This is a genomic window from Streptomyces fumanus (assembly GCF_014655295.1).
GTDB lineage: Bacteria > Actinomycetota > Actinomycetes > Streptomycetales > Streptomycetaceae > Streptomyces > Streptomyces fumanus.
Genome location: NZ_BNBI01000001.1, coordinates 699,981 through 726,502, shown reverse-complemented (window position 1 = coordinate 726,502; position 26,522 = coordinate 699,981). Strand labels below are relative to the sequence as shown.

Below are 26,522 nucleotides of genomic sequence, written 5' to 3'. Positions count from 1 at the left end.
CCCCTCGTGCATGCTCCCTGGAACCCCGGCGCGGAGCGTGCCGGGCACTGGGCGAAGGAGGCGTGCCGCCGTACCCTTGGGGGTACGGGATCGGGAAGAGGATTCCCGGACACAGCTCCGCCGCACACTGTCGGTCCCATCCATAAAGGATCAAAACGCCGAGACAGCCATGGCCGGTCACGAATTCTTCGAACCCGCGGACCGCAAGCGGCCGGTCGCCGATCAGACGGCGGCCGATCCCCTGGCGGCGGAAGAGCCACGCCAGTCGTGCGACCCCGCCTTCAAGCACGGCGTCGTCGTCGGCTTCGACGGTTCCATGTCCAGCGAGCGCGCCCTGGCCTACGCCATCGGCATGGCGCGGCGGCTGGCGGCGGGCCTGATCATCGTCCATGTGGCCAACCGGCTGCCCACCACGGTGTGGGCGGGGTGCGAGCCGCCGGTCTTCGTGGACGTCCCCGACCACCGCACCGAGGTCCTCGGGCTGGAGCTGGCCTGCGCGGACTATCTCGCCGAGGTGCCCTGGATCCTGGTCGAGCGGGGCGGCGACATCTGCCACGAACTCGAGGAGGTCGGCCGGGAGTACGAGGCCGACGCGATCGTGGTGGGCTCCACCCACGGGCTGGTGGGCCGGCTCTTCGGGTCGGTCGCGGGGCGGCTGGCCAAGCGGGCGCAGCGGCCCGTGGTGGTCATTCCCTGACGGTTCCTCACCCGCGTCTTGAACCTACCGTCGCGTAGGGGTGTTTGTGCCCTTGTGAAGGGCATATAGGGGGCATCGTCCCGACGCGCGGCGGACCGGCGTGTGACGGCCGCCGGATCGCCGTGCGCGGCCGGGGGGTTGGGCGGCCTCCCGGCGCATCGACGGCCCCCCGCCTGACGGTGGCAGTGCGCGGGGGGCCGTTGAGGGGGTGTTCGGGTTACTCCGCGGTCACGGATTACTCCACGGTCACGGACTTCGCCAGGTTGCGCGGCTTGTCGATGTCCCGGCCCAGCGCCAGCGCCGTGTGGTAGGCGAGGAGTTGGAGCGGGATGCCCATGAGGATGGGGTCCAGCTCGTCCTCGTTCTTGGGGACGACGACGGTGTGGTCGGCCTTGGCCTCGTCCTGGTGGGCGACGGCGAGGATCCGGCCGCTGCGGGCCTTGATCTCCTCCATCGCGGCGCGGTTCTTCTCCAGCAGGTCGTCGTCGGGGACGATCGCGACCGTGGGCAGGGCCGGCTCGATCAGGGCGAGCGGGCCGTGCTTCAGCTCGGAGGCCGGGTACGCCTCGGCGTGGATGTAGGAGACCTCCTTGAGCTTCAGGGACGCCTCGCGGGCCACCGGGTAGCCCCGGACGCGGCCGATGAAGAGCATCGAGCGGGCCTCGGCGTACCGCGCGGCCAGCTCCTTGATCTCCTCCTCCCGGGCCAGGATCTCGGTGATCTGCGCGGGCAGCTTCCGCAGGCCCTCGATGATCCGCTTGCCGTCCCGGACGGAGAGGTCGCGGGTGCGGCCCAGGTGCAGGGCGAGCAGCGCGAAGGCGACGCAGGTGTTGGTGAAGCACTTGGTGGAGACGACGCAGACCTCGGGCCCGGCGTGCACGTACATGCCGCCGTCGGCCTCGCGGGCGATCGCCGAGCCCACCACGTTGACGATGCCGAGCACCCGGGCGCCCTTGCGCTTCAGTTCCTGCACGGCGGCCAGTACGTCGTACGTCTCACCGGACTGGGAGACGGCGACGTACAGGGTGTCGGGGTCGACCACGGCGTTGCGGTAGCGGAACTCGGAGGCCGGCTCGGCGTCGGCGGGGATGCGGGCCAGCTCCTCGATCATCTGGGCGCCGATCATGCCCGCGTGGTACGAGGTGCCGCAGCCGAGGATCTTCACCCGGCGGATCAGCCGGGCCTCGCGGGCGTCCAGGTTGAGGCCGCCCAGGTGCACGGTGGAGAAGCGGTCGTCGATCCGGCCGCGCAGCACGCGGTCCACGGCCTCGGCCTGCTCGTGGATCTCCTTGTGCATGTAGGTGTCGTGGCCGCCCATGTCGTAGGAGGCCGCCTCCCACTCCACGGTGGTGGGCTCGGAGGTGGTGCGGGTGCCCTCGGTGGTGTACGTGCGGAAGTCGTCGGCCTTGAGGGTGGCCATCTCGCCGTCGTCCAGGGTGACTATCTGCCGGGTGTGGGCGACCAGCGCGGCGATGTCGGAGGCGACGAACATCTCCTTCTCGCCGATGCCCAGGACCACCGGGGAGCCGTTGCGGGCGGCGACGATGCGGTCGGGGAAGTCGGCGTGCATCACGGCGATGCCGTAGGTCCCCTCGATCAGCCGGAGGGTCTCGCGGACCTTGTCCTCCAGCTTCTCGGCCGGGGAGCGGGCGATGAGGTGGGTGAGGACCTCGGTGTCGGTCTCGGAGAGGAACTCGACGCCCTCCGCCTCCAGCTTGCGGCGCAGCTCGGCGGCGTTGTCGATGATGCCGTTGTGCACGACGGCGACCTTGTGGTCGGCGGACAGGTGCGGGTGGGCGTTGACGTCGGAGGGGGCGCCGTGGGTGGCCCAGCGGGTGTGGGCGATGCCGGTGGTGCCCTTGAAGCGCGCCGGGACCCGGGCCTCCAGGTCACGGACCCGGCCCTTGGCCTTGACCATCTTCAGGCCGGCCGACTTCGGCGAGCTGACGACGATGCCCGCCGAGTCGTACCCCCGGTACTCCAGGCGCTGGAGGCCCTCCAGGAGCAGCGGCGCGACATCGCGCTTGCCGATGTATCCGACGATTCCGCACATGGATGCGTAGCCCTCTTGTCTCTCTGCGGCGGCTCAGCCGTAGACGATGCGGCGCAACTGGCGCAGCGACAGCTCCGGCGGTGCCACCGCCCGGTATTTCAGGTCCGCCCCGATCCGCTCGAAGATCGTCGCGTTCACCAGGCCCTGGGCCTGGAGTTCGCGGTGGCGGCGACGGACGTACTCCTCGGTCGTCTCGTCGAAGTAGGCGAGCACGTCCTGGATCACGCGCAGCGCCTCGCCCCGGCTGAGGGGGGTGGACCGCGTCAGATGATCAACGAGTTCGTCGTGCACCCGCTAGATCCTGGATCACCGGACGGGGTTTCGCAAGAAACCTGCCCGATTTCGGGCAGGAGGCTGTTGGAACTCTCATGAGCGGCTGTTTGTGCGCTGTCCACCCTCCGGCCGGGGTTTCGTTGCCCGAGGGGACGAGTTTCAGACGCCATGGACATTCCTCGTATGGGCGTTCCCGAGAAGCTGGCCGAGCGCATGAGCATGGCCGAGCAGCACGAGTACCTGCGGTCCCGGTTCTCCCGGCGCACGATGATCCGGGGCGGCGCGGTCACCCTGGGCGCCGTCGCCGGTGGCGCGTTCGTGCCGGGTGCCGTGGCCCGCGCCGCCACGCCGGCCGGACGCCCGGCCACCGAGACGGTCGACGGCGCCCTGGTCGCCCCCTTCGGCCGGCACCTCGCCTACGGCGACGACCCGCGCACCGAGATGACCGTCTCCTGGCAGGTCCCGGTCGCCGTCAGGAAGCCGTTCATCCGGATCGGCGCCCACCCCTGGGACCTCTCCCGGAAGATCGACGCCGAGGTCCGCGCCCTGCACACCCCGGCCGGGGTCGGCGCCAGCGGCGACCACACCCAGTACTACGTGCACGCCAGGCTCAGCCGCCTCAAGCCCGGCCGGACCTACTACTACGGCGTCGGCCACACCGGCTTCGACCCGGCCGAGCCGCACCTGGCCGGCACCCTGGGCACCTTCACCACCGCCCCCGCCAAGGCCGAGCCGTTCACCTTCACCGCCTTCGGCGACCAGGGCGTCAGCTACCACGGCCTGGCCAACGACGCCCTGATCCTCGCCCAGAACCCCGCCTTCCACCTGCACGCCGGCGACATCGCGTACGGCGACCCGGCCGGGCAGGGCAAGACCTCCGACACCGGCTTCGACAGCCGGGTGTGGGACCAGTTCCTGTACCAGACCGAGTCGGTCGCCAAGCAGGTCCCGTGGATGGTCGCGTACGGCAACCACGACATGGAGGCGTGGTACTCGCCCAACGGCTACGGCGGCGAGCAGGCCCGCTGGGAGCTGCCCACCGACGGCCCCGACCGGCACAACCTGCCCGGCGTCTACTCCTTCGTGCACGGCAACACCGCCGTGATCTCCCTGGACGCCAACGACGTCTCCTTCGAGATCCCCGCCAACCTCGGCATCTCCGGCGGCACCCAGACGACCTGGCTGGAGCGGAAGCTGAAGGCGTACCGGGCCGACCGGGACATCGACTTCATCGTCGTCTTCTTCCACCACTGCGCCTACTGCACCTCCACCGCCCACGCCTCCGAGGGCGGGGTGCGCGAGGAGTGGGTGCCGCTGTTCGAGAAGTACACCGTCGACCTGGTCATCAACGGCCACAACCACGTCTACGAGCGCACCGACGTCATCAAGGGCGGCGAGGTCGCCAAGGAGCTGCCCATCGGCGGCACCGCCTACCCCGAGACCGACGGCGTCGTCTACGTCACGGCGGGCGCGGCCGGCAAGAGCCTGTACGCGTTCAGCGCCGACCAGAGCTACGAGGGCCACGAGAAGGAGAACGACGCGGTGTCCTCGTTCCTCTGCGTCGAGGGCGGCCGGCAGGCCGAGACCGTCGCCTGGTCCCGGGTGCGCTACCTCGACTACTCCTTCCTGCGGGTGGACGTCACCCCGGCCGCCCGGGGCCGGCTCGCCACGCTGACCGTGCGGGGCATCGCCGAGACCGGCGAGCGGGTCGACCACTTCACGGTGGCCCGCCGGGCGAAGTGAGCGGCGGGGGCGTCACATCCGTTTGAGCACCGCCTGCTTGGCGAGGGCGAACTCCTCGTCGGTGAGCACCCCGTCGCGGTGCAGTTCGCCCAGCTCGCGCAGGCGGCGCAGCAGCGCGTCGTGGTCGTCCTCGACGGCGGCCGCGGCGGGCGGCGCGGCCGCCGGGCCCGGGGCGGCCCCGGCCACCTCGGCGGGGGCGGGCCGGGAGGGGTGCGGGAGCCGGGCCAGGACGGCCGCCGCGACCAGCGCCATCAGCGGGTCCTTCTTGAAGCCCCACAGGTCCACGGCGTGCGGGTCGTACTTGGGCGGCGCCTTGGGCCCGGCGCCGTGGACGGTGAACCGCAGGTAGCCGTTCTCCAGCCCGGCCGAGGGGTGCCACTCCACGGCCGCTATGTCGGCCAGCGCCAGGACCCGGGGGCCCGCGGCGGCCTTGGCGTCCTCCGTCTTCCAGTTCCACTCCAGGCGGACCCGCTCGCCGTCGAAGCCGACCGTGGCGTCCCCGGCGGAGACCGTCAGCGGCACGGCCGGCCCCGCCAGCAGATACCTGTCCACCGGGCCGGAGGGCACCTGGTCGAGCAGCAGCGCGGTGCGGACCTCCTCCACGAAGTACTCCGCGACCCCGAACCGGTCGCTCTCCACGAGCAACTGGTACGGGTCGTGCGGCTCGGTCAGCCGCCCGCCCGTGGCGTGCAGCAGCGGGTCGGCGCCGTCCCGCAGCCGCAGCTTCAGCCGCCCCGTCCGCCGGCCCTGCTCGAAGGAGATCCCCGCCAGCGCCCCGAGCGGCACCACCAGTTCACCCAGTTCCCTGCGGAGCAGGCTGACGCCCTTGTCCCGGCCGGGCGTCAGCCGCAGGGCGTCGCCGTCGAAGGCCCACGTGCCGTCCTTCTGGATGATTTCCGCCATGCACGGATTGTCTCCCGGCGCGCACCCCGTCAGAACCCGGCGAGCGGGTTCCTCAGCTCGCCGGCCAACTGCAGCGCGCCGGAGGGGTCGGCGAGGTCGACCATCTGCCGGTTGTCGCGCAGTTGCAGCCGGTTGAGGCAGGACAGCGCGAACCGGGGCGCGAAGATGTCGTACCGGGCGAACTTCTCCGCCAGCTCCGGCACCGACGCCTGGTACTCGCGGGTCACCTCGGCGACCGTGCGCCAGAAGTCGTCCTCGGTCAGGACGCCCTCGGTGGCGAGGTCGGCGGCGAGGAACCGGAAGAAGCAGTCGAAGACGTCCGTGAAGATCGACAGCAGCCTCTTGTCCTCGGGGACCTCCACCCGGATCCGGGACACCTGCGGCGGCAGCACCGCGTCGGGGTCCATCACCGCGATCTCCTCGGCGATGTCCTTGTAGACCGCCCGCCGCACCACACCGTCCTTCAGCACCAGGATGACGTTCTCGCCGTGCGGCATGTAGACCAGGTCGTAGGCGTAGAAGCTGTGCAGCAGCGGGGTGTAGTAGGCCCGCAGGTAGTGCCGCAGCCACTCCCGCGCGGGCAGCCCCGACCGCTCGATCAGCGCGCCCGCGAAGGAGGTGCCCTCGTGGTCGGTGTGCAGCAGCGAGGCCATGGTGGCGAGGGACTCGCCGTCCTTCAGCGCGGGCACCGGGCTCTCCCGCCACAGCGCCGCCAGCATCTTGCGGTACGGCGAGTAGCGGTCGGTGGCCCGCTCGTACTCCAGGTGCCGGTAGCCGACCGCGGCCCGCTCCCGGATGATGGTCAGGCCGGTGCCCTTGAGCACGGGGTCGTTCTCGACGAGCTGGGCGAGCCAGTCGTTGATGGCCGGGGTGGCCTCCATGTACGCCGCCGACAGGCCCCGCATGAAACCCATGTTGAGGACGGACAGGGCCGTCTTGACGTAGTGCTTCTCGGGGTGGGTGGTGTTGAAGAAGGTCCGGATGGACTGCTGGGCGAGGTACTCGTCGTCGCCCTCGCCGAGGCAGACCAGGTGGCGCCGGGCGACCTCGGCGGCGAAGGTCACGGAGAGCTTGTTCCACCACTGCCAGGGGTGGACCGGGATCAGCAGGTAGTCGGCCGGGTCCAGGCCCTGCTCGCGCAGGATGCCGTGGAAGCGGTCCACGGCCTCGGCGCCCAGCTCGCCGCGGATGAAGCTCTCGTACTCGATGCCGGCCCCGGCGGTGAAGGCCGCGCGGGAGCGGTGCGCGGCCAGCCAGACCAGCCGGATGGGGCTCGCGGTCTCCGGGGCGTAGCTGAGGTACTCGTGGATGCCGAAGCCCAGCCGTCCGTTGTTGGCGACGAAGCAGGGGTGGCCCTCGGTCATGCCGGTCTCGATCTGCTGGAACCCGGCGCGGGCCAGCTCGGCGGCGGTGACCTGCGGCTTGGTCAGCTTGTAGCAGGTGCCGGAGAGGGTGGAGGAGATCTCCTCCAGGTAGACCGGGAGGATCTCGTCGCTCAGCCCCAGGGTGTCCTTGAACTCGACGAAGAAGTCCAGCGCGGCCAGCGGCAGTTCGGCGCCGTCGCGGTGCCGGGTGACGGAGGCGGCGTCGACCTGCCAGTGGTCCAGGGCGCGGACGGTGGCGGTGAACCGGTAGCGGGTCAGCCCGTCGTCGCTGCGCACCACGTACGCCTCGCCGTCCCGCTCGGGGGCGAGGAGGCGCTCATGGGTGAACTCGGCGAGCGCCTTGCGGATCAGCAGGCGGTTGGCCTCGGCCCAGCGCTCGGGGGAGAGGTGGGCCACGGCGTCGGCGAGGCTCATGCGGCCACCCCCGTCGCGGCGCGGAACCGCTCCCGGGTGCAGAAGCTGAGCAGCGCCTTCTTCTCCGGCTTCTGGATCTCCCGCGCGGGTACGAAGCCGACGGCCTCGTTCAGCGCGTGCACGGCCTTGTTGGCGACGTCCGGCTCGACGACGACGCGGCGCACCGCCGGGTCCGCGAAAAGGTGCTCCATCACCGCGGTGATCACGGCCCGGGTGAAGCCGTGCACGGGCGTGTCGGTGGGCGGGGTGAGGAAGTGCATGCCGATGTCCCCGGGTTCGGGCTCGTACAGGCCGACCAGTTCGCGGTGGGCCGGGTCGTACTTCTCCATCAGGAAGGCGGGCTCGCCGTCCTTCAGCCCGAGCAGCGCGTGGTGGTGCTCGTCGGCGGCGATCTCCATGTAGGCCCGCTCGACCTCCTCCAGCCTGGCGCCCTGCATCATCCAGAACGCCGCCTTGGGGTGGGTGACCCAGGCGTGCAGCAGCTCGGCGTCCCGCAGCGGGTCGACGGGACGGAACGTGAACGTCATACGGAGAACTCCTGGAACGCGATGGTCTTCTCGACCGGGTAGTACTCGGTGCCGAGCAGCTCCCGGATGATGGTGCTGTTGCGGTACGCGCCCATGCCCAGGTCGGGGCTGGTGATGCTGTGCGTGTGCACGCCGGCGTTCTGCAGGAACACCCCCCGGCCGGTGACGTCCACGGCGTAGTTGCGGGCCACGTCGAAGTTGCCCCGCGAGTCGTAGCGCAGCCGGTCCCGGACGGGCTTGAGGAACTCCGGCTCGGTGTAGCGGTAGCCGGTGGCCAGGATCAGGCCGTCGGACTCGATCGTGAAGTCCTTGCCCTGCTCCTCCTGCCGGAAGCCGAGGGTGTACGTGCCGTCGGCGTACCGGGCGGTGGTGAGCGCGGAGTTGGTGAGCAGCCGGGTGGGGACCGGGCCGGCCACGCTCTTCTGGTAGAGCAGGTCGAAGATCTCGTTGATCAGATCGCCGTCGATCCCCTTGAACAGGCCCTTCTGCTCGGCGGTGAGCCGGTAGCGGGTCTCCTCGGGCAGCGCGTGGTAGTAGTCGATGTACTCCGGGGAGGTCATCTCCAGGGTGAGCTTGGTGTACTCCAGCGGGAAGAACCGCGGGGAGCGGGTGACCCAGTTCAGCCGGTAGCCGTGGGTGTCGATCTCGCCGAGCAGGTCGAGGTAGATCTCGGCGGCGGACTGCCCGCTGCCGACCAGCGTGATCGTCTTCTTCCGCTGCAGCTCCGCCTTGTGCTGGAGGTAGCGGGAGTTGTGGATGAAGTCGCCGGCCAGGCCCCGGCAGGGCTCGGGCAGGTACGGCGGGGTGCCGGTGCCCAGGACCAGGTGGCGGGCGCGGTAGGTGTCGCCGCCGGTGGTGCGCACCACGTACAGCTCGTTCTCGTACGTCACGTCCGTGACCGTGGTGGAGAAGCGGATGCTGCTGAGTTTGCCGGCCGCCCAGCGGCAGTAGTCGTCGTACTCCACGCGCAGCGGGTAGAAGTTCTCGCGGATGTAGAACGAGTACAGCCGCCCCTTCTCCTTCAGGTAGTTGAGGAAGGAGTACGGGGAGGTCGGATCGGCCAGCGTGACCAGGTCGGACATGAACGGGGTCTGGAGGTGGGCGCCCTCCAGGAACATCCCGGCGTGCCACTCGAAGTCGGGCTTGGACTCCAGGAAGACGCCGTTCAGTTCGGCGATGGGCTCGGTGAGGCAGGCCAGGCCGAGGTTGAAGGGGCCGAGGCCGATCCCCACGAAGTCGTACGGCGTGGCGGCTTCAGGAAGCGCGGTCAAGGGAGTCTCCCAGGTACTGCTCGGCGTGGCCGGCGATCAGGTCGAGGACGGCCGTGATGTCGGCCGTCGTGGTCTCGGGGTTGAGCAGGGTGAACTTCAGGTAGTGGCGGCCGGCCACCTTGGTGCCCGCGACCACGGCGTCGCCGGAGGCGAACAGGGCCTTGCGGGCGTAGAGGTTGGCGCGGTCGATCTCGGCGGGGTCGGTGACGGCCGCCGGGATGTAGCGGAAGACCAGGGTGGACAGGCTGGGCGCGACGACCACGTCGAAGCGGGGGTCGGCGGCGAGCAGCCTCCAGCCCTCGGCGGCCAGGTCGCACACCTCGTCGAAGAGCTGTCCGATGCCGTCGGCGCCCATCACGCGCAGGGTCATCCACAGCTTCAGCGCGTCGAAGCGGCGGGTGGTCTGGAGGGACTTGTCCACCTGGTTGGGGATACGTTCCTGCACCATCCGGCGCGGGTTGAGGTACTCGGCGTGGTAGGTGGCGTGCCGCAGGGTGGCGGCGTCGCGGACCAGCACGGCGGAGGAACTGACCGGCTGGAAGAAGGACTTGTGGTAGTCGACGGTGACCGAGTCGGCCCGCTCGATGCCGGTGATCCGGTCCCGGTACTTCAGGGAGGCCAGCAGTCCGCAGCCGTAGGCGGCGTCGACGTGCAGCCAGGTGTCGAACTGCTCGCACAGCTCCGCGATCTCCGGCAGCGGGTCGATGGAACCGAAGTCGGTGGTGCCGGCGGTGGCGACGACGGCCATGGGAACCAGGCCGTCCTGCCGGCAGCGCTCCAGTGCGCGGGCGAGGGCGACGGTCCGCATCCGCTTGTCCTGGTCGACGGGGACGGTGACCACGGCGCCGGGGCCGAGGCCGAGCAGTTTCGCGGACTTCTGCACGCTGAAGTGGCTGACCTCGGAGGCGAAGATCCGCAGTTTCGCCAGGTCGTCGGTCTTGGCCTCCTCGCGGGCCAGCAGCAGCGCCTGGAGGTTGGACTGGGTGCCGCCGGAGGTGAACACCCCGTCGGCGGCCGGGCCGAGGCCGATCCGGGCGGCGGTCCAGTCGATGAGCTTGCGCTCGATGAGGGTGCCGCCGGCCGACTGGTCCCAGGTGTCCAGGGAGGAGTTGACGGCGGAGAGCACGGCCTCGCCCAGCACCGCCGGGATGACCACGGGGCAGTTGAGGTGGGCGAGGTAGCGGGGGTGGTGGAAGTAGACCGCGTCGCGGAGGTAGACCTCCTCCAGTTCGTCCAGGGCCGCGGTGGTGTCGTGCAGCGGCTCGTCCAGGTCGATCGCGGTGATGCGGGGGGCGAGGGCGTCGACCGTGACGCCGGTGAACGGACGGTCGGTGGCGGCGAGTTTGGCGGCCACCCGCTCGACCCCTTCGGTCACGGAGCGGCGGTAGTGCTCCGCGGTGGTGTCGTTGAGCAGGTGCGAGCGCATGGGGAGGTTCCTCCGGTGGGGACGGTCCGCGGGGAACGGACGAGGGCGGAGCCCGGCTTCGACTTAGGTAAGCCTAACCTAATTAACCCTGGCGAAACGCGACCCACGCGTGACGACCGTCACTCGCACTCCGCCCGTACCGGACATACGGGTCAGCCCTCCTCCCGGAGCTGCTCCTCCGTCAGACCGCGCCGCCAGTACCCGGTGAAGGTGACCCGCCGCCGGTCCACCCCGCGCTCCCCGGTGAAGTGCCGGCGCAGCTCCTTCACGCACCCCGACTCGCCCGCGAGCCACACGTACGGGCGCTCGGCGGACGGCAGTTGGGCGGCGCGCACGGCGTCGAGCGAGGACCCCGGCGCCCCCTCCTCGCGGGCCAGCCAGGTCACCTCGGCGTCCGCCGGCGCCCGCAGCGGCGGTACGTCGCCGGCGTGCGGGACCTCCAGCCAGACCCGGGCGCGCAGACCGGGCGGCAGGGCCTCGACGATCGCGCAGGCGGCCGGTACGGCGGTCTCGTCGCCCCAGATCACCACCAGGTCGGTGTCCCCGGGCGGCCGGAAGCGGATCGCCCGGTTGTCGGCGACCGCCGGGCCGAGCAGCAGCACCCGGTCGCCCGGCGCGGCGCCGGCCGCCCAGCGGGAGGCGGGGCCCGCCGCGCCCGCGGCACCGGCCCCGATGCCGTGCAGCACGAAGTCGACGTCGATCTCGGCCGTGCGCCCCCGCGCGTCGCGGCGCAGCGCCCGCAGGGTGTACGAGCGCATCACCGCCCGTACGTCGTCCGGGAGTTCCCGCCACCCCTGCCACCAGCCGTCGCCCAGTTCGAGGGGGACCCGGGGCTCGTCCTGGCCGGGGTGCGGCAGGAACAGCGACAGCGACTGGTCGTGCCCGTCGGAGTGGAAGGCGTGCAGGTCGGGGCCGGTGAAGGTGACCCGGGCCAGGGACGGGCCGAGCCGCCGCGTCCGCGAGACCTGGAGGGAGAAGAAGCGGAACGGGGCGGCTACGGCGGTCGTCATGCGGGCCTTCCGGGAGGGAGTACGGGCCTGGCGGGACGGGGGGTGAGCCGGACGGGAGCGGTCAGCTCACCTTCTTGGCGTTCTCGATGGCCTCGGCGAGGTTGGTGAGCAGCGGCGTGCACTTGTCGTAGGACAGGATCGGCTCGGGGGAGCGGGCGATGACCTGGCCGGCCTTGACGGCGGGCAGCTTCTTCCAGGTGCCCTCGGTGATGTCGGCGGGCTGGATGGTGGAGGAGCGGTCGTCCATGATGATCACGTCGGCCGGGTACTTGTCGACGTTCTCCCAGCTCAGCGACTCGAACCAGCCGCCGGTGGCCTTCTTGGCCGCCTCCGAGGGCTCGACGAAGTTCACCCCGAGGGCCTTGAAGTACTCCAGGTCGACGGAGAGGTTGGTGCCGGAGACGTAGAACAGCTCGGCGCTCGCGGAGCCGGCCAGCACCTTGATTTCGGGCCGGGCCTTGGCGGCCTTGCGCAGCCGTGCGGCGGCGTCCTGGAACGCCTTCTTCGCCTGGACGGCCTTGTCCGCCTTCATGTCCGCGCCGAGCGACTCGGCCAGCTCCCACATCCGCTCCAGCGGCTGGGTGAGCTGGCGGTCGAAGACGGAGACGGCGACGCTCGGCGCCAGCTTGGCGATCTTGTCCTTGGAGTCCTCCGGGACCGACCACAGGGTGCCCGCGTCGTCGAAGGTGGTGGTGATCAGCACCTGGGGGGCGAGGGCGGCGTACTTCTCGACGTTGAGCTGGCCCCAGGCGTTGCCGAGGACCGTCACCTTGCTGACGTCCATGTCGCCGGCCTGGACATCGGGCTTGCCGTCCTTGGTGGTGGTCGGCCCGAAGACGCCCTTGACCTGGATGCCGTAGTCGTAGAGGGCGGCGGCGACGCCGGTGAAGGCGACGATGTTGGTGGGGACCTGGTCCAGCTTCACGGTGGTGCCCCGGTCGTCCTTGAACGACCAGGGGCCGGACTTCTTCGCGGCGGTGCCCTCGGCCGAGTCACCGCTTTTCTCGTCGTCCCCGCAGGCCGCGAGCACGGCACCGAGACCGAGGGCGCCGCCGGCCGCGAGGATTCCGCGACGGGTGAGGTGGGAAGACCGGGCGTTGGGCATGGTGGTGACTGCTTTCGAACGGGGCGGAGCGTCCGCTGGACAATTCGAACGTAGGTTAGCCTAACCTCAGATCTTGTCCAGAGGGCCCGTACCGGGTTCGTCACCTCCGGGCGCCCGCCCCCGGTCTCAGCTCACCAGGCCCAGCTCCCGGGCGATCAGCATCCGCTGCACCTCGCTGGTGCCCTCGCCGATCTCCAGGATCTTGGCGTCCCGCCACATCCGGGCCACCGGGTACTCGTTCATGAAGCCGTAGCCGCCGTGGATCTGGGTGGCGTCCCGGGCGTTGTCCACGGCCACCGTGGAGGAGTACAGCTTGGCCAGCGCCGCCTCCTTCTTGAACGGCTCGCCCGCCACCAGCTTCGAGGCCGCGTCCCGCCACGCCAGCCGCGCGGTGTGCGCCTTCATCTCCATGTCGGCGACCTTGAACTGGATCGCCTGGTTGGCGCCGATGGGCCGGCCGAAGGCGTGCCGCTCCTTGGCGTACTTCACCGACTCGTCCACACAGCCCTGCGCCAGGCCGGTCGCCAGCGCGGCGATGGCGACGCGGCCTTCGTCGAGGATGCGCAGGAACTGGGCGTAGCCGCGGCCCTCCGTGCCCAGCAGGTTGGCGGCGGGCACCCGCACGTCGGCGAAGGACAGCTCCCGGGTGTCCGAGGCGTTCCACCCGACCTTGGAGTAGGGCGCGGCGACGGTGAAACCGGGCGTGCCCGACGGCACCAGGATCGCCGAGATCAGCGGCGCGCCGTCCGGTTTGCGGCCGGTGACCGCGGTGACCGTGACCAGGCCGGTGATGTCGGTGCCGGAGTTGGTGATGAAGCACTTGGTGCCGTTGATCACCCACTCGCCGGTCGTCTCGTCCCGGCGGGCCGTCGTCCGGGTCGCGCCCGCGTCCGAGCCGCCGTCCGGCTCGGTCAGCCCGAAGGCGCCCAGGATCTCGCCGGAGCAGAGCCTGGGCAGCCAGGTCCGCTTCTGCTCCTCGGTGCCGAACAGGTGGATCGGCATCGCGCCCAGCGAGACGCCCGCCTCCAGGGTGATCGCCACCGAGGAGTCCACCCGGGCCAGCTCCTCCAGCGCGATGCCCAGCGCCAGGTAGTCGCCGCCCATCCCGCCGTACTCCTCGGGGAACGGCAGCCCGAACAGGCCCATGCGGCCCATCTCCCGGACGATCTCGTACGGGAACTCGTGCCGCTCGTAGAAGTCGCCGATCTTGGGCGCCACCACGTCGTGGGCGAACTCCTCGACGGTGCGGCGCAGTTCTTCCAGCTCGGGGGAGAGTCGGTGGTCCATGGCGTCACGGCTCCTGGTGGGAGAGGGCTCGTACGGTGCGGGACGGGCTGGGCCGGCCCAGGTGCGCGGCCATCCACTCGCTGGTGGCGACGAGACGGCCGAGGTCGACACCGGTGTCGATGCCGAGTCCGCGCAGCATCCACACGAGGTCCTCGGTGGCGAGGTTGCCGGTGGCGGACTTGGCGTACGGGCAGCCGCCGAGGCCGCCGGCGGAGGCGTCGACGGTGCTGACGCCGCGCTGGAGGGCGGCCAGGGTGTTGGCGAGGGCCTGCCCGTAGGTGTCGTGGAAGTGCACGCCGAGTACGTCGACGGGGACGCCCTCGGCGGTCAGGGCGTCGATCAGGGCGGTGACATGGCCGGGGGTGGCCACGCCGATGGTGTCGCCCAGGCTCAGTTCGTCGCAGCCCAGGTCGAGCAGGGCGCGGCAGACCCGGACGACCTGGGGGAGGGGGACCGCGCCCTCCCAGGGGTCGCCGAAGCACATCGACAGATAGCCGCGGACATGGACGCCGGCCGCCTTGGCGCGGGCCACCACCGGGGCGAACATGGCGAGCGCCTCGTCCACCGTGCGGTTGAGGTTGGCCTTGGCGAAGGACTCGGTGGCGCTGGCGAAGACGGCCACCCGGCGGGCGCCGAGGGCGAGGGCGCGGTCCAGCCCGCGCTCGTTGGGCACCAGCACCGGCAGGTCCACCGGCAACGCGGCGACCTGGGGGAACAGCTCCTCGGCGTCGGCCAGTTGGGGCACCCACCGGGGGTGCACGAAGCTGGTCGCCTCGACGGTGGTCAGGCCCGCCTCGGCGAGCCGCCGGACGAACTCGGCCTTCACGGCCGTCGGGACGGTCGCCTTCTCGTTCTGCAGCCCGTCGCGGGGGCCGACCTCGTGGATGCGGACCCGGGCGGGCAGACCGGCGGCCGGGACCTCCATGGGCAGGGTCATGCGGGTCCCTCCGGGGTGGTGGCGGGCTCCTCGGGGGTGGTGGCGGCGCCCTCCGGGGTGGTGGCGGGCTCCTCCGGGGTGGTGGCGGCGCCCTCCGGGGTGATGGCGGGCTCCTCCGGGGCGGTGGCGGCGCCTTCCGCGGCGGTGGCGGTCCCCTCCGGGGCGGCAGGGGTCTCGTCCGGGGCGATGACGGCCAGTACCTGGTCCATGGCGACGGACGTGCCGGGGGTGACGTCCAGTTCGGTGACGGTGCCGGCGTGCGGGGCGGAGATGACGTGTTCCATCTTCATCGCCTCCACGACCAGCAGGCTCTGCCCGGCGGCCACCTGGTCGCCGACGGTGACCTTGACCACCGTCACCGTGCCGGGCATGGGCGCGGTCAGCGAGTCGGCGCCCGCGTGCGCGGCGCGGGTGAGGGAGGCGGCGACCGGGTCGTGGTCGCGCACCAGCCAGGCGTCGCCGTCCCGGCCCAGCCAGTCGCCGGCCCGGTGGAAGGTGTGCCGGACGCCGTCCAGGGTGACGGTCACGGTGTCCTCGGTGACGGTGTGGGTGCCGCGCGGGGTGTACTCCACCGGTTCGGTCACCCGCAGGGGGAAGGCGACCGGCCGGGGCTCGCCGCCCAGCCGCCAGCCGCTGGGCACCGCGAACGGGTCGGTCCAGCCGTCGCCCTTCGGGGTCAGCGCGTCCAGCCGGACGGCCGCCGCCGCCTCGTACACCTCCTCCGGCACGCCGCTGCCGACCAGGGCGTCGACCTCGCGCTCCACCAGGCCGGTGTCCAGCTCGCCCGCCACCACCGCCGGGTGCGCCAGCAGCCTGCGCAGGAACCCGGCGTTGGTCGGCACGCCCAGCGTCACCGTCTCCGCGAGGGCCGCGCGCAGCCTGCGCAGGGCCGTCTCCCGGTCCGGGCCGTAGGCGATCACCTTGGACAGCATCGGGTCGTACAGGCTGCCCACCTCGGTGCCCTCGCTGAGCCCGGAGTCGGTGCGCACACCGTCGCCCGCCGGTTCGCGCAGCCTCAGCACGGTGCCGCCGGACGGCAGGAAGCCGCGGGCCGGGTCCTCGGCGCACAGCCGGGCCTCGACCGCGTGCCCGGTGAGCCGGACCTCCTCCTGGGTGAAGCCCAGCCTCTCGCCCGCCGCCACCCGGATCTGCCACTCCACCAGGTCCAGGCCGGTGACCAGTTCGGTCACCGGGTGCTCGACCTGGAGGCGGGTGTTCATCTCCATGAAGCAGTACGCCGACGGGTCGTCGCCGGGGACGATGAACTCCACCGTGCCCGCGCCCCGGTAGCCGCAGGACCGGGCCGCCTGCACGGCCGCCTCGCCCATCGCCGCCCGGGTCGCCTCGTCCAGGAGCACGCTGGGCGCCTCCTCGACCACCTTCTGGTGCCGGCGCTGCAGCGAGCACTCCCGCTCGCCCAGGTGCACCACCTGGCCGTGGCCGTCGGCCAGCACCTGGATCTCGATGTGCCGGGGCCGGTCGATCCACCGCTCGACCAGCAGGGTGTCGTCGCCGAAGGAGGCGCGGGCCTCGCGGCGGGCGGCGGCGATCTCCTCGTCCAGCACGCCCAGGTCCCGCACCAGCCGCATGCCCTTGCCGCCGCCGCCCGCCGACGGCTTCAGCAGCACCGGCGCGCCCAGCGCGCGGGCCGCCTCGGCGAGGCCGGGGTCGCGGCCGCCGGGCACCACCGGCACCCCGGCCGCCGCCACCGTCTCCTTGGCGCGGATCTTGTCGCCCATCAGGGCGATGGCGTCGGCCGGCGGTCCGATGAAGACCAGCCCCGCCGCCTCGCAGGCCCGCGCGAACCCGGCGTTCTCCGCGAGGAATCCGTACCCCGGGTGCACCGCCCGGGCGCCGGTCCGCGCGGCGGCGTCCAGCAGCCGCTCCACCGACAGATAGCTCTGCGCGGCCGGCGCCGGGCCGATCCGCACCGCGGTGTCGGCCTCCCGGACGTGCCGGGCGTCGGCGTCGGCGTCGGAGAAGACGGCCACCGAGCGGATGCCCATCGTCCGCAGCGTCCGGATGACGCGGACGGCGATCTCGCCCCGGTTGGCCACGAGCACGGTGTCGAACATCTCGGGTATCCCCCTCACATCCGGAAGACGCCGAACTGGGGCTCGCCCAGCGGCGCGTGGGCGCACGCGGTCAGGGCCAGGCCCAGCACTTGCCGGGTCTGAAGCGGGTCGATGACGCCGTCGTCCCAGAGCCGGGCGGTGGCGTAGTAGGCGTTGCCCTGGCGCTCGTACTGGGCGCGGACCGGGGCCTTGAAGGCTTCCTCCGCCTCGGCCGGCCACTGCTCGCCGCGCGCCTCCATCTGGTCCCGCTTGACCGTGGCCAGCACCGACGCGGCCTGCTCGCCGCCCATCACGGAGATCTTGGCGTTCGGCCACATCCACAGGAACCGGGGGGAGTAGGCCCGCCCGCACATCGAGTAGTTCCCCGCCCCGTACGACCCGCCGACGACCACCGTCAGCTTCGGCACGCGGGTGCAGGCCACCGCGGTGACCATCTTGGCGCCGTGCTTGGCGATGCCGCCCGCCTCGTAGTCCTTGCCGACCATGAACCCCGAGATGTTCTGCAGGAAGACCAGGGGGATGCCGCGCTGGTCGCACAGCTCGATGAAGTGGGCGCCCTTCTGGGCGGACTCCGAGAACAGGATGCCGTTGTTGGCGACGATGCCGACCGGGTGGCCGTGGATCCGGGCGAAGCCGGTGACCAGGGTCTGCCCGAACTCGGCCTTGAACTCGGCGAACCGGGAGCCGTCCACCACCCGGGCGACGATCTCCCGGACGTCGTAGGGGGTGCGCGGGTCGGCCGGCACCGCGCCGTACAGCCCGTACGGGTCCACCTTGGGCTCGACGCTGGGCCGCACCTCCCAGGGCGGGGTGCCGCGCGCCGGGAGGGTGTCGACGATGGTCCGCACGATCCGCAGCGCGTGCGCGTCGTCCTCGGCGAGGTGGTCGGTGACGCCCGACACGCGTGCGTGGACCTCGCCGCCGCCCAGCTCCTCGGCGGTCACCACCTCGCCGGTGGCCGCCTTCACCAGCGGCGGGCCGCCCAGGAAGATCGTGCCCTGGCCGCGCACGATGACCGCCTCGTCGCTCATCGCCGGCACGTACGCCCCGCCCGCCGTGCAGGAGCCCAGCACCGCGGCGATCTGCGGGATGCCCGCGCCGGACATCCGGGCCTGGTTGTAGAAGATCCGCCCGAAGTGCTCCCGGTCGGGGAAGACCTCGTCCTGCATCGGCAGGAACGCCCCGCCCGAGTCCACCAGGTACAGGCACGGCAGCCGGTTCTCCAGGGCCACCTCCTGCGCGCGCAGGTGCTTCTTCACGGTCATCGGGTAGTACGTGCCGCCCTTGACGGTGGCGTCGTTGGCGACGATCACGCACTCCCGGCCGCTGACCCGGCCGATCCCGGCGATCACCCCGGCGGCCGGGGCCTGCCCGTCGTACATCCCGTCCGCCGCCAGCGGGGCCAGCTCCAGGAACGGCGAGCCCGGGTCGAGCAGCCGGTCCACCCGCTCGCGCGGGAGCAGCTTGCCGCGCGCGGTGTGCCGGGCCCTGGCCCGCTCGCCGCCGCCGAGCCGGGCCGCGGCGAGCTTGCCGCGCAGCTCCTCCACGAGGGCGCGGTGCGCCTCCTCGTTGGCCCGAAAGGCCGCCGACGCGGGGTCGGCCGCGCTGGTCAGCTCCGGTGCCTCGTGCATCTGGCGCTCCCCTTGTTAATGAGCGTTAACGCATGTGTCCCTCAGGTTAACGACCGCTAACCGTCCTGTCTAGAATCGTTCCCATGGCCACCAGAACCGACGCCCCCACCCGCCGCGAGCAGATCCTCAAGGAGGCGGCCCGGCTCTTCGCCGAGCGCGGCTTCCACGGCGTGGGCGTGGACGAGATAGGGGCGGCCGTCGGCATCAGCGGTCCTGGTCTGTACCGGCACTTCGCCGGCAAGGACGCGATGCTCGCCGAACTGCTGGTCGGCATCAGCGGTCAGCTCCTGAGGGGGGCGAAGCGGCGTCTGGCGGAGGCGGACGGCGAGGCCCCCGGGGCGGTCCTCGACTCGCTGATCGAGGGGCACATCGACTTCGCGCTCGACGACCGTCCGCTCATCACCCTGCACGACCGGGAGCTGGACCGCCTCCGGGACAGCGACCGCAAGCTGGTGCGGCAGTTGCAGCGGCAGTACGTGGAGCTGTGGGTGGGCGTGGTGCGCGAGGTGTACCCGGCGGTCGGCGAGCCCGCCGCGCGGTCGGCGGTGCACGCGGTGTTCGGGCTGCTGAACTCGACGCCGCACCTGGGGCGGCCCTCGCGGGCGGCGACGGCGGGGCTGCTGCACCGGATGGCGCGGGGGGCGTTCGACGCGGTGGGGGGTGCCGGCTGAGGGCGGGTGCGGGGCGTATGGGGCTGGGCGCGCAGTTCCCCGCGCCCCTGACGGACGCCCCGCGTGATGGACGTTACTGGGTGCCCTCTCTGGACTCGCGTCCCTACCCGCCGGTACCGTTGGTCTGAGCAAGCGCTTAGATACGTACCCGTGGAGGTGGGCGCCCGTGCGCCGTACGGTGTTCAACGAGGATCACGAGGCGTTCCGGGAGACCCTGCGCGCCTTCATCGAGGCCGAGGTCGTACCGGAGTACGACAAGTGGTTCACCGAGGGCATCGTGCCCCGCGAGTTCTACTACAAGCTCGCCGAACTGGGCCTCTTCGGCATCAACGTGCCCGAGGAGTACGGCGGCGCCGGCCTGGAGTCGCACAAGTTCGAGGCGATCCAGTACGAGGAGACCGCCCGCGCGGGCGTCACCTTCGGCGGCTCCGGCGTGCACGTGCTGCTCGCCCTGCCGTACATCAAGATGCTCGCCACCGAGGAGCAGAAGAAGCGCTTCCTGCCCAAGTTCGTCTCCGCCGAGGAGATGTGGGCGATCGCGATGACCGAGCCGGGCACCGGCTCCGACCTCGCGGGCATGAAGTCCACCGCCAAGCTCTCCGAGGACGGCACCCACTACGTCCTCAACGGCGCCAAGACCTTCATCACCGGCGGCGTGCACGCCGACCGCGTCATCGTCTGCGCCCGCACCGCCCCGCCCACCGCCGAGGACCGCCGCTACGGCATCTCGCTGTTCGCCGTGGACACCAAGTCCGAGGGCTACTCGGTCGGCCGCAAGCTCGACAAGCTCGGCCTGCGCACCTCCGACACCGCCGAGCTGGCCTTCGTCGACGTCAAGGTGCCCGCCGAGGACCTGCTCGGCGAGGAGAACAAGGGCTTCTCCTACCTCGGCGCCAACCTGCCCTCCGAGCGCTGGGGCATCGCCTTCGGCGCCTACGCGCAGGCCAAGGCCGCCGTCCGGTTCGCCCAGCAGTACGTGCAGGACCGCACCGTCTTCGGCAAGCCCGTCGCCAGCTTCCAGAACACCAAGTTCGAGCTGGCCGCCTGCCAGGCCGAGGTGGACGCCGCCGAGGCCGTCGCCGACCGCGCCCTCGAAGCCCTGGACGCCGGGGAGCTGACCGCCGCCGAGGCCGCCAGCGCCAAGCTGTTCTGCACCGAGGTCGCCCACCGGGTCATCGACCGCTGCCTGCAGTTGCACGGCGGCTACGGCTACATGAACGAGTACCCGATCGCCCGCCTGTACGCCGACAACCGCGTCAACCGCATCTACGGCGGCACCAGCGAGGTCATGAAGATGATCATCGCGAAGAACATGGGCCTGTAAGCGGCCCGCGACGAAGGCCGGATACAACGGACCTCATGAGCGAGGAACTCCAGTCCCTCCTCGATCTGCTCGACCTGGAGCGGATCGAGGAGGACATCTTCCGCGGCCGGTCCCGGTCCGCCGTCGTCCCCCGGGTCTTCGGCGGACAGGTGGCGGCCCAGGCCCTGGTCGCCGCCGGGCGCACGGTCCCCCAGGAACGCCTCCCGCACTCCCTGCACGCCTACTTCCTGCGCCCCGGCGACCCCGGCGCGCCCATCGTCTACGAGGTCGACCGGCTCCGCGACGGGCGCTCCTTCACCACCCGCCGGGTGGTCGCCGTCCAGCACGGCAAGCCGATCTTCGGCCTGTCGGCGTCCTTCCAGACGTACGAGGAGGGGCTCGACCACCAGGCGCCGATGCCGGCCGCCCCGGACCCGGCGACCCTGCCCACCGGCGAGGAGCGGCTGCGGAGCTACCCGCACCTGCCCGCCGAGACGGTGGAGCGGTTCATCGAGGCCCGTGCCGCGGTCGACCTGCGCTACGTCGACGACCCGCCGTTCGGCCGGTTCGGCGAGCCGCGCGAGGCGCACTCCCAGGTCTGGTTCCGCACCAACGGCAAGCTGGCCGACGACCCCCTGCTGCACGTCGTCCTCGCCACCTACGTCTCCGACATGACCCTGCTGGACTCGGTGCTGCTCGCGCACGGCCGGGGCGGCTGGGCCGTCGGCGACGTCGTCGGGGCCTCGCTGGACCACGCCATGTGGTTCCACCGCCCGTTCCGCGCCGACGAGTGGCTGCTGTACGACCAGCACTCCCCGTCGGCCTCCGGCGGCCGGGGCCTGGGCCAGGCCCGGATCTACACGCAGGACGGCCGGCTCGCCATATCGGTGATCCAGGAAGGCGTGATCCGGGTCCCTCGGGAACACTGAGAGGCATGGCGCACGAGGCGGTCGACGAGCAGCCGGGCGGCGGCGAGAGCACCTCCACGGTGATCGTCGCCGCCCTCGCCAACCTGGGCATCGCGCTGGCCAAGGCGGTCGCCGGGGCGATCAGCGGCTCCAGCGCGATGCTGTCGGAGGCCGCGCACTCGGTCGCCGACACCGTCACCGAGGTGCTGCTGCTGACCTCGCTGAAGCGCAGCGTCCGCCCCGCCGACGAGGACCACCCCCTCGGCCACGGCCCCGAGCGCTACATCTGGGCGCTGCTCGCCGCCGTCGCCACCTTCGTCGGCGGCGCCGTCTTCTCGGTCTACGACGGCGTGCACACCCTGGTCGAGGGCGAGGACCTCGGCGACCCCCTGGTGTCGTACCTGGTGCTCGCGGTCGCCTTCCTGCTGGAGGGCTACTCGCTGCGGACCGGGCTGCGGCAGGCGCGCGGCGAGGCGGCCCGCGCCCGGGTGCCGTTCGGGCGGTATCTGCGGCGGACCCCCGACACCGCGGTGAAGGCCGTCGTCCTGGAGGACTCCGCCGCCCTGGTCGGCCTGCTCCTGGCCGCGGGCGGGCTGCTCGGCGGGCAGCTCACCGGCTCCGGCGTCTGGGACGGCGCCGCCGCCCTGTGCATCGGCGCCCTGCTGCTGTACGTCGCCTGGGTGCTCGGCCGGTCCAACGCCGAGTTCCTCATCGGCCGCCCGCTGCCCCGGGGCGTGCGCGACCGGATCCGCGCCGAACTGCTGGCGGTGGAGCACATCGAGGCCGTCCTGGAGCTGACCACCCTGGTGCAGGGGCCCCGGGAGGCGCTGGTCGCCGCCAAGGTCGACTTCCGGGACGTGGCGACCGCCGCCCAGATCGAGTGGGCCTGCGAACAGGCCGAGCAGAAGCTGCGGGAGACGGTCCCGGCGGTGCGCCGGGTCTACCTGGACCCGACGCCCGGGTTCGCGCAGCGCCGCTCGGAGGGCCTCAACCCCTGGCCGTGACCGGCTGCCGGGACCGTCGCGCCGGTCCCGCTACGCCAGTCCCGCCTCGGCGAGCAGGTACGCCGTCATCGGGTCGTAGAAGCGGGGGCTGACCACGTGGTCGTCGAGCGGGACCGTCACCTGGACGGTGCCCTCGGCCTCGGCCAGGAACAGCGCCGGGTCGTTGCAGTCGGCGTACCCGCAGGAGTCCACGCCGTGCTGGCCCGCGTACCCCGCCCAGCCGTGGTCGGCGACGACCAGGTCGGGCAGCGGGCGGCCCTCGCGCTCCAGGCCGGTCAGGATGGCCTTCATCGGCTCGCCCGAGTGGGTGTGCCAGAGCGTGGCCCCGTGCTCCAGCACCGCCACGTCCGCGAACTGCATGACGTACCCCTCGTCCGTCTGCAGCCCCTCCGGGATCACCACGATCTCGCAGCCCGCGGCGCGCAGCGCGGCGGCCGTGGCCCGGTGCACGTCCAGCAGCCCGCCCGGGTGGCCGGTCGCGAACAGCACCCGCTGCCCGCCGTCGGCCGCCTTGCGCAGCCGCCCGGCCAGCTTCTCCAGCGCGGCCACGGTCAGTTCGGGGTCGATGGTGTCCTGGCCGTGCCGGTGCTCGGCGTCGTCGCTGACACCGGCCCGCTCCGCCATCACCGCGAGGACGTCCTGCTCGTCGGTCCAGCGGTCGCCCAGCTCCAGGCCGAGCCAGTAGTGGCGGTCGCCGTTCGCCAGTTTGCGGTAGTGGGAGAGGTTGTTCTCACGGGGCGTGGCGACGTCGCCCGCGATACGGGTCCTGACGAGGTGTTCGACGAGTTCGGCGCGGCTGGGTGTCCCGGATATCGGCATGTCTCCATTGTGGGGCAGCCCCCCGGTCACCGGTGCCGCAGCGCGAACCACAGCTCCATCCGTACGTCCGGGTCGTCCAGGTCGGTCCCGAGCAGGGCGGCGCAGCGGGCGACGCGCTGGCGGACGGTGTTGCGGTGCACGGACAGGGCGACGGCGGTGCGGTCCCAGTTGCCGTGCAGGGAGAGCCAGGTCAGCAGCGTCTCGGTGAGTGCGGGGCGGGCGGCGAGCGGGGCCAGGACCGCGCGGGCGTGGGCGGCGGCCTGCCCGGCCGGGACCAGGTCGGCCAGGACGGGCCGGGCGCCGTGCCGGACCAGCGGGGTGCGCGTCGCCCGCGCGCGGGCCAGGGCGCGGGCCGCCTGGGCGTCGGCGGCGGGCCACTCGGCGGGGCCGGCGGGGGCGCTGACGCCCAGCGTCCAGTGGGGGCGCGGGGCCGGTTCCGGGCCGTCCGGCACGATCACCCGGACCACCTCCCCGGCCACGTCGACCAGATCCGACCCCAGCGCGGCCCCGAGCGCGGCAGCGGCGGCGGCGTCGGGGCCCGGGGCCCGTCCGGCGGGCCGGGCGTGCACCACGTACCCGGGGCCCTCGCCGGCCAGCAGCGGCGCGACCTCCGCCGGGGCCGCGCCGAGCAGCAGCCGGACCAGGGCCGAGGTGCGGGCGGCGGCCGGCCCGGGGTCCGCGGCGCGGTGGCGTTCGCCGGTGAGCAGGGCGAGCAGCACCGCGGCGAGGGAGGCGACGGTGTGGTCGCCCGGCTCCCGGTCCGGCCCGGCGACCCCGAGGACCAGGCCCTGCGGGCCGGCGCCCAGCGCGTACACCGCGAGCCGGGTCCCGCCGACGGTCTCCGTGGCGGTGCTGGAGGCGCGGTCGGTCACGAACCGGGCCAGCTTCGCCAGCGCCGCGTCCGCCCCCTCGGCCGGCTCACGGCCCGCCGCCGACGCCTCGGCGCCGCCCGGCCCGTACAGCACCGCCCGGCCGCCGAGCAGCGCGGCCAGCTTGCGCAGCACCGACGGCACCGGGTCCGGCCGGGAGGCCGCGGCGGCCAGGCTCCGCTGGGCCTCGGCGACCCGGCGCAGCTCGGCCGTGCGCGCCTCGGCCATCAGCCGCCACACCGCGCGGGCCACCGCCGCGAACGTGGTCCGCGGCGGCACCTCCACCAGCGGCAGCCCGTACGCCTCGCAGGCCGCGACCAGCGCCCGCGGCACCGTGTCGTGCACCGGCGCCACCCCGAACCCCAGGGCCGCGCCGCCCGCCGCCACGATCCGCGCCACGTAGTCGTCGAAGTACGTCCCCGACCCCGCCGCCTCCGGGATGTGCACGCCCGCCGTCAGCAGCAGCTCGCCGCCCAGCAGATACGGGTACGGGTCGGACATCTCCGAGGTCTGCGCCCAGTGCACCGCCACCTGATCCGCCGGCGGCCCGGCGATCTGCCGCAGCGCCAGCTCCTCCCGGGTCAGCAGCGCGGCCAGCGGCACCGGCGGCGTGGGCGGAACGGCCGGTTCCTGCACCATGGACGTTTCCTCCAGCACGACCCCCGCCAATGGAGGAAACGTACACTTCGCAGTCGCTTTTCGGCCACCTAGGGTCGGTGCGACGTACCGAAGGAGGGGCCCATGGCCGTCGACTACACCGTGATCGTCGTCTACCTGGCCGGCATGCTGGCCATGGGCTGGTGGGGCATGCGCCGCGCCAAGTCCAAGAGCGAGTTCCTGGTCGCCGGGCGCCGCCTCGGCCCGGCCATGTACTCCGGCACCATGGCGGCGATCGTGCTCGGCGGCGCGTCCACCATCGGCGGCGTCGGCCTCGGCTACCAGTACGGCCTGTCCGGCGCCTGGATGGTCGTCACCATCGGCCTGGGCATCCTCGCCCTGTCGGTGTTCTTCTCGGCCCGCATCGCCCGGCTGAAGGTCTACACCGTCTCCGAGATGCTCGACCTGCGCTACGGCGGCAAGGCCGGTGTCATCTCCGGCGTGGTCATGTGGGCGTACACCCTGATGCTCGCGGTCACCTCGACCATCGCCTACGCCACCATCTTCGACGTGCTGTTCGACGTGAACCGCACCCTCGCCATCGTCCTGGGCGGCTCGATCGTCGTCGCCTACTCCACGCTCGGCGGGATGTGGTCGATCACCCTCACCGACATGGTGCAGTTCGTGGTGAAGACCATCGGCGTGCTGCTCCTGCTGCTGCCCATCGCCGTGGTGCGGGCCGGCGGCTTCGGCGAGATGAGCGACCGGCTGCCCACCTCGTACTTCGACCCGCTGGGCATCGGCGGCGAGACCATCTTCACGTACGTGCTGATCTACACCTTCGGCATGCTCATCGGGCAGGACATCTGGCAGCGCGTCTTCACCGCCCGCAGCGACCGCACCGCCCGGTGGGGCGGGACCGTGGCCGGCACCTACTGCCTCGTCTACGCCGTCGCCGGCGCGGTCATCGGCACCGCCGCCCGGGTGCTCTACCCCGAGCTCGGCAGCCCCGACGACGCCTTCGCCACCATCGTCAAGGACGAACTGCCCGTCGGCGTCCGGGGCCTGGTGCTGGCCGCCGCCCTCGCCGCCGTGATGTCCACCTCCTCCGGCGCCCTGATCGCCTGCGCCACCGTCGCCAACAACGACATCTGGTCCCGGCTGCGCGGCGCCGCCCGGCCCTCCGGCGACGCGCACGACGAGGTCAAGGGCAACCGCCTGTTCATCCTCGTCATGGGCGTCGCCGTCATCTGCGCCGCCATCGCCCTCAACGACGTGGTCGAGGCGCTCACCGTCGCCTACAACCTCCTGGTCGGCGGCCTGCTGGTGCCGATCCTCGGCGGCCTGCTGTGGAAGCGCGGCACCGTGCGGGGCGCCCTCGCCGCCGTCACCGTCGGCGGCCTGGCGGTGATCGGCCTGATGGCCGGGTACGGCATTCTCGCCAACGAGCCGGTCTACTACGGCCTGCTCGCCTCCCTCGCCGCCTACGTCGTGGTCTCCCTGGCCACCCGGCCCACCGACGCCGCCGTCCTGGCCGCCTGGCGGGACCGCCTCGCCGGCCAGGCCCCCGAATCCGTGTCCGAACCGGTCCCCGCCCACCAGTAGAGTCGGGAC

At 72.3% G+C, this 26,522-nt stretch carries 22 protein-coding genes; 7 read left to right on the top strand and 15 right to left on the bottom strand.

Features of this window, described 5'->3' with window-relative positions; genetic code table 11:
- Positions 1–169 precede the first annotated feature (169 nt).
- Positions 170–697, top strand: a complete 528-nt coding sequence (locus IE316_RS03185) for a universal stress protein (protein ID WP_190202527.1) — start codon at positions 170–172, stop codon at positions 695–697.
- A gap of 235 nt (positions 698–932) precedes the next feature.
- Here the strand turns inward: IE316_RS03185 and glmS are convergent, their stop codons facing one another.
- Together glmS and IE316_RS03175 are read right to left on the bottom strand one after the other, a co-directional pair.
- Complete coding sequence (gene glmS / locus IE316_RS03180) at positions 933–2,750, bottom strand: glutamine--fructose-6-phosphate transaminase (isomerizing) (protein WP_190202526.1); 1,818 nt, start codon at positions 2,748–2,750, stop codon at positions 933–935.
- Positions 2,751–2,783: 33 nt separating this feature from the next.
- Positions 2,784–3,041 carry a hypothetical protein gene (locus IE316_RS03175; protein WP_190202525.1) on the bottom strand — a complete coding sequence of 86 codons (258 nt, stop codon included), beginning with the start codon at positions 3,039–3,041 and terminating at the stop codon, positions 2,784–2,786.
- 165 nt (positions 3,042–3,206) lie between these two features.
- Here IE316_RS03175 and IE316_RS03170 point away from each other — a divergent pair, with 165 nt between their 5' ends.
- Positions 3,207–4,766 carry a purple acid phosphatase family protein gene (locus IE316_RS03170; protein WP_190202524.1) on the top strand — a complete coding sequence of 520 codons (1,560 nt, stop codon included), beginning with the start codon at positions 3,207–3,209 and terminating at the stop codon, positions 4,764–4,766.
- Positions 4,767–4,778: 12 nt separating this feature from the next.
- On the opposite strand, the gene IE316_RS03165 is transcribed toward IE316_RS03170, so the two are convergent.
- From IE316_RS03165 to IE316_RS03115, 11 genes are all read right to left on the bottom strand, one after another.
- A complete protein-coding gene (locus IE316_RS03165) occupies positions 4,779–5,669 on the bottom strand; it encodes a DUF4429 domain-containing protein (protein WP_190202523.1) in 891 nt (296 codons plus the stop codon).
- Between the two features lie 29 nt (positions 5,670–5,698).
- Positions 5,699–7,468: an IucA/IucC family protein gene (locus IE316_RS03160; RefSeq protein ID WP_190202522.1), complete on the bottom strand. Its 1,770-nt coding sequence runs from the start codon at positions 7,466–7,468 to the stop codon at positions 5,699–5,701.
- Positions 7,465–7,995, bottom strand: coding sequence for a GNAT family N-acetyltransferase (locus IE316_RS03155; protein ID WP_190202521.1), 531 nt, complete (start codon positions 7,993–7,995; stop codon positions 7,465–7,467). Before IE316_RS03155 ends, IE316_RS03160 begins: the two co-directional genes overlap by 4 nt.
- Positions 7,992–9,266 carry a lysine N(6)-hydroxylase/L-ornithine N(5)-oxygenase family protein gene (locus tag IE316_RS03150; protein WP_190202520.1) on the bottom strand — a complete coding sequence of 425 codons (1,275 nt, stop codon included), beginning with the start codon at positions 9,264–9,266 and terminating at the stop codon, positions 7,992–7,994. The genes IE316_RS03155 and IE316_RS03150 overlap by 4 nt, the downstream gene beginning before the upstream one ends.
- A complete protein-coding gene (desA, locus tag IE316_RS03145; RefSeq protein WP_190202519.1) occupies positions 9,250–10,692 on the bottom strand; it encodes a lysine decarboxylase DesA in 1,443 nt (480 codons plus the stop codon). Before desA ends, IE316_RS03150 begins: the two co-directional genes overlap by 17 nt.
- A gap of 152 nt (positions 10,693–10,844) precedes the next feature.
- Positions 10,845–11,702 (bottom strand): siderophore-interacting protein, encoded by an 858-nt coding sequence (locus tag IE316_RS03140; protein ID WP_190202518.1) that lies wholly within the window; start codon positions 11,700–11,702, stop codon positions 10,845–10,847.
- 61 nt (positions 11,703–11,763) lie between these two features.
- The gene (locus IE316_RS03135) at positions 11,764–12,807 is read right to left on the bottom strand and encodes an ABC transporter substrate-binding protein (protein ID WP_190202517.1); all 1,044 of its coding nucleotides are present in this window, start codon (positions 12,805–12,807) and stop codon (positions 11,764–11,766) included.
- A gap of 126 nt (positions 12,808–12,933) precedes the next feature.
- Positions 12,934–14,094, bottom strand: coding sequence for an acyl-CoA dehydrogenase family protein (locus tag IE316_RS03130; RefSeq protein ID WP_190202516.1), 1,161 nt, complete (start codon positions 14,092–14,094; stop codon positions 12,934–12,936).
- 4 nt (positions 14,095–14,098) lie between these two features.
- Positions 14,099–15,031 carry a hydroxymethylglutaryl-CoA lyase gene (locus IE316_RS03125; protein WP_190202515.1) on the bottom strand — a complete coding sequence of 311 codons (933 nt, stop codon included), beginning with the start codon at positions 15,029–15,031 and terminating at the stop codon, positions 14,099–14,101.
- A complete protein-coding gene (locus IE316_RS03120; RefSeq protein WP_229910164.1) occupies positions 15,028–17,106 on the bottom strand; it encodes an ATP-binding protein in 2,079 nt (692 codons plus the stop codon). Before IE316_RS03120 ends, IE316_RS03125 begins: the two co-directional genes overlap by 4 nt.
- A 14-nt stretch (positions 17,107–17,120) precedes the next feature.
- Positions 17,121–18,737: a carboxyl transferase domain-containing protein gene (locus tag IE316_RS03115; protein ID WP_190202514.1), complete on the bottom strand. Its 1,617-nt coding sequence runs from the start codon at positions 18,735–18,737 to the stop codon at positions 17,121–17,123.
- 83 nt (positions 18,738–18,820) lie between these two features.
- Between IE316_RS03115 and IE316_RS03110 the strand changes: the two genes are divergently transcribed.
- From IE316_RS03110 to IE316_RS03095, 4 genes are all read left to right on the top strand, one after another.
- Positions 18,821–19,408, top strand: a complete 588-nt coding sequence (locus IE316_RS03110) for an SACE_7040 family transcriptional regulator (protein WP_190202513.1) — start codon at positions 18,821–18,823, stop codon at positions 19,406–19,408.
- Between the two features lie 166 nt (positions 19,409–19,574).
- The gene (locus tag IE316_RS03105; protein ID WP_190202512.1) at positions 19,575–20,732 is read left to right on the top strand and encodes an acyl-CoA dehydrogenase family protein; all 1,158 of its coding nucleotides are present in this window, start codon (positions 19,575–19,577) and stop codon (positions 20,730–20,732) included.
- 35 nt (positions 20,733–20,767) lie between these two features.
- Positions 20,768–21,640: an acyl-CoA thioesterase gene (locus IE316_RS03100; protein WP_190202511.1), complete on the top strand. Its 873-nt coding sequence runs from the start codon at positions 20,768–20,770 to the stop codon at positions 21,638–21,640.
- 5 nt (positions 21,641–21,645) lie between these two features.
- On the top strand, positions 21,646–22,623 hold the full coding sequence (locus tag IE316_RS03095) for a cation diffusion facilitator family transporter (RefSeq protein ID WP_190202510.1): 978 nt from the start codon (positions 21,646–21,648) through the stop codon (positions 22,621–22,623).
- 30 nt (positions 22,624–22,653) lie between these two features.
- On the opposite strand, the gene IE316_RS03090 is transcribed toward IE316_RS03095, so the two are convergent.
- Positions 22,654–23,442, bottom strand: coding sequence for a phosphatase (locus tag IE316_RS03090; protein WP_190202509.1), 789 nt, complete (start codon positions 23,440–23,442; stop codon positions 22,654–22,656).
- Between the two features lie 26 nt (positions 23,443–23,468).
- Positions 23,469–24,950, bottom strand: coding sequence for a PucR family transcriptional regulator (locus tag IE316_RS03085; RefSeq protein WP_190202508.1), 1,482 nt, complete (start codon positions 24,948–24,950; stop codon positions 23,469–23,471).
- A gap of 102 nt (positions 24,951–25,052) precedes the next feature.
- Between IE316_RS03085 and IE316_RS03080 the strand changes: the two genes are divergently transcribed.
- The gene (locus tag IE316_RS03080) at positions 25,053–26,513 is read left to right on the top strand and encodes a sodium:solute symporter family protein (protein WP_190202507.1); all 1,461 of its coding nucleotides are present in this window, start codon (positions 25,053–25,055) and stop codon (positions 26,511–26,513) included.
- Positions 26,514–26,522 lie beyond the last annotated feature (9 nt).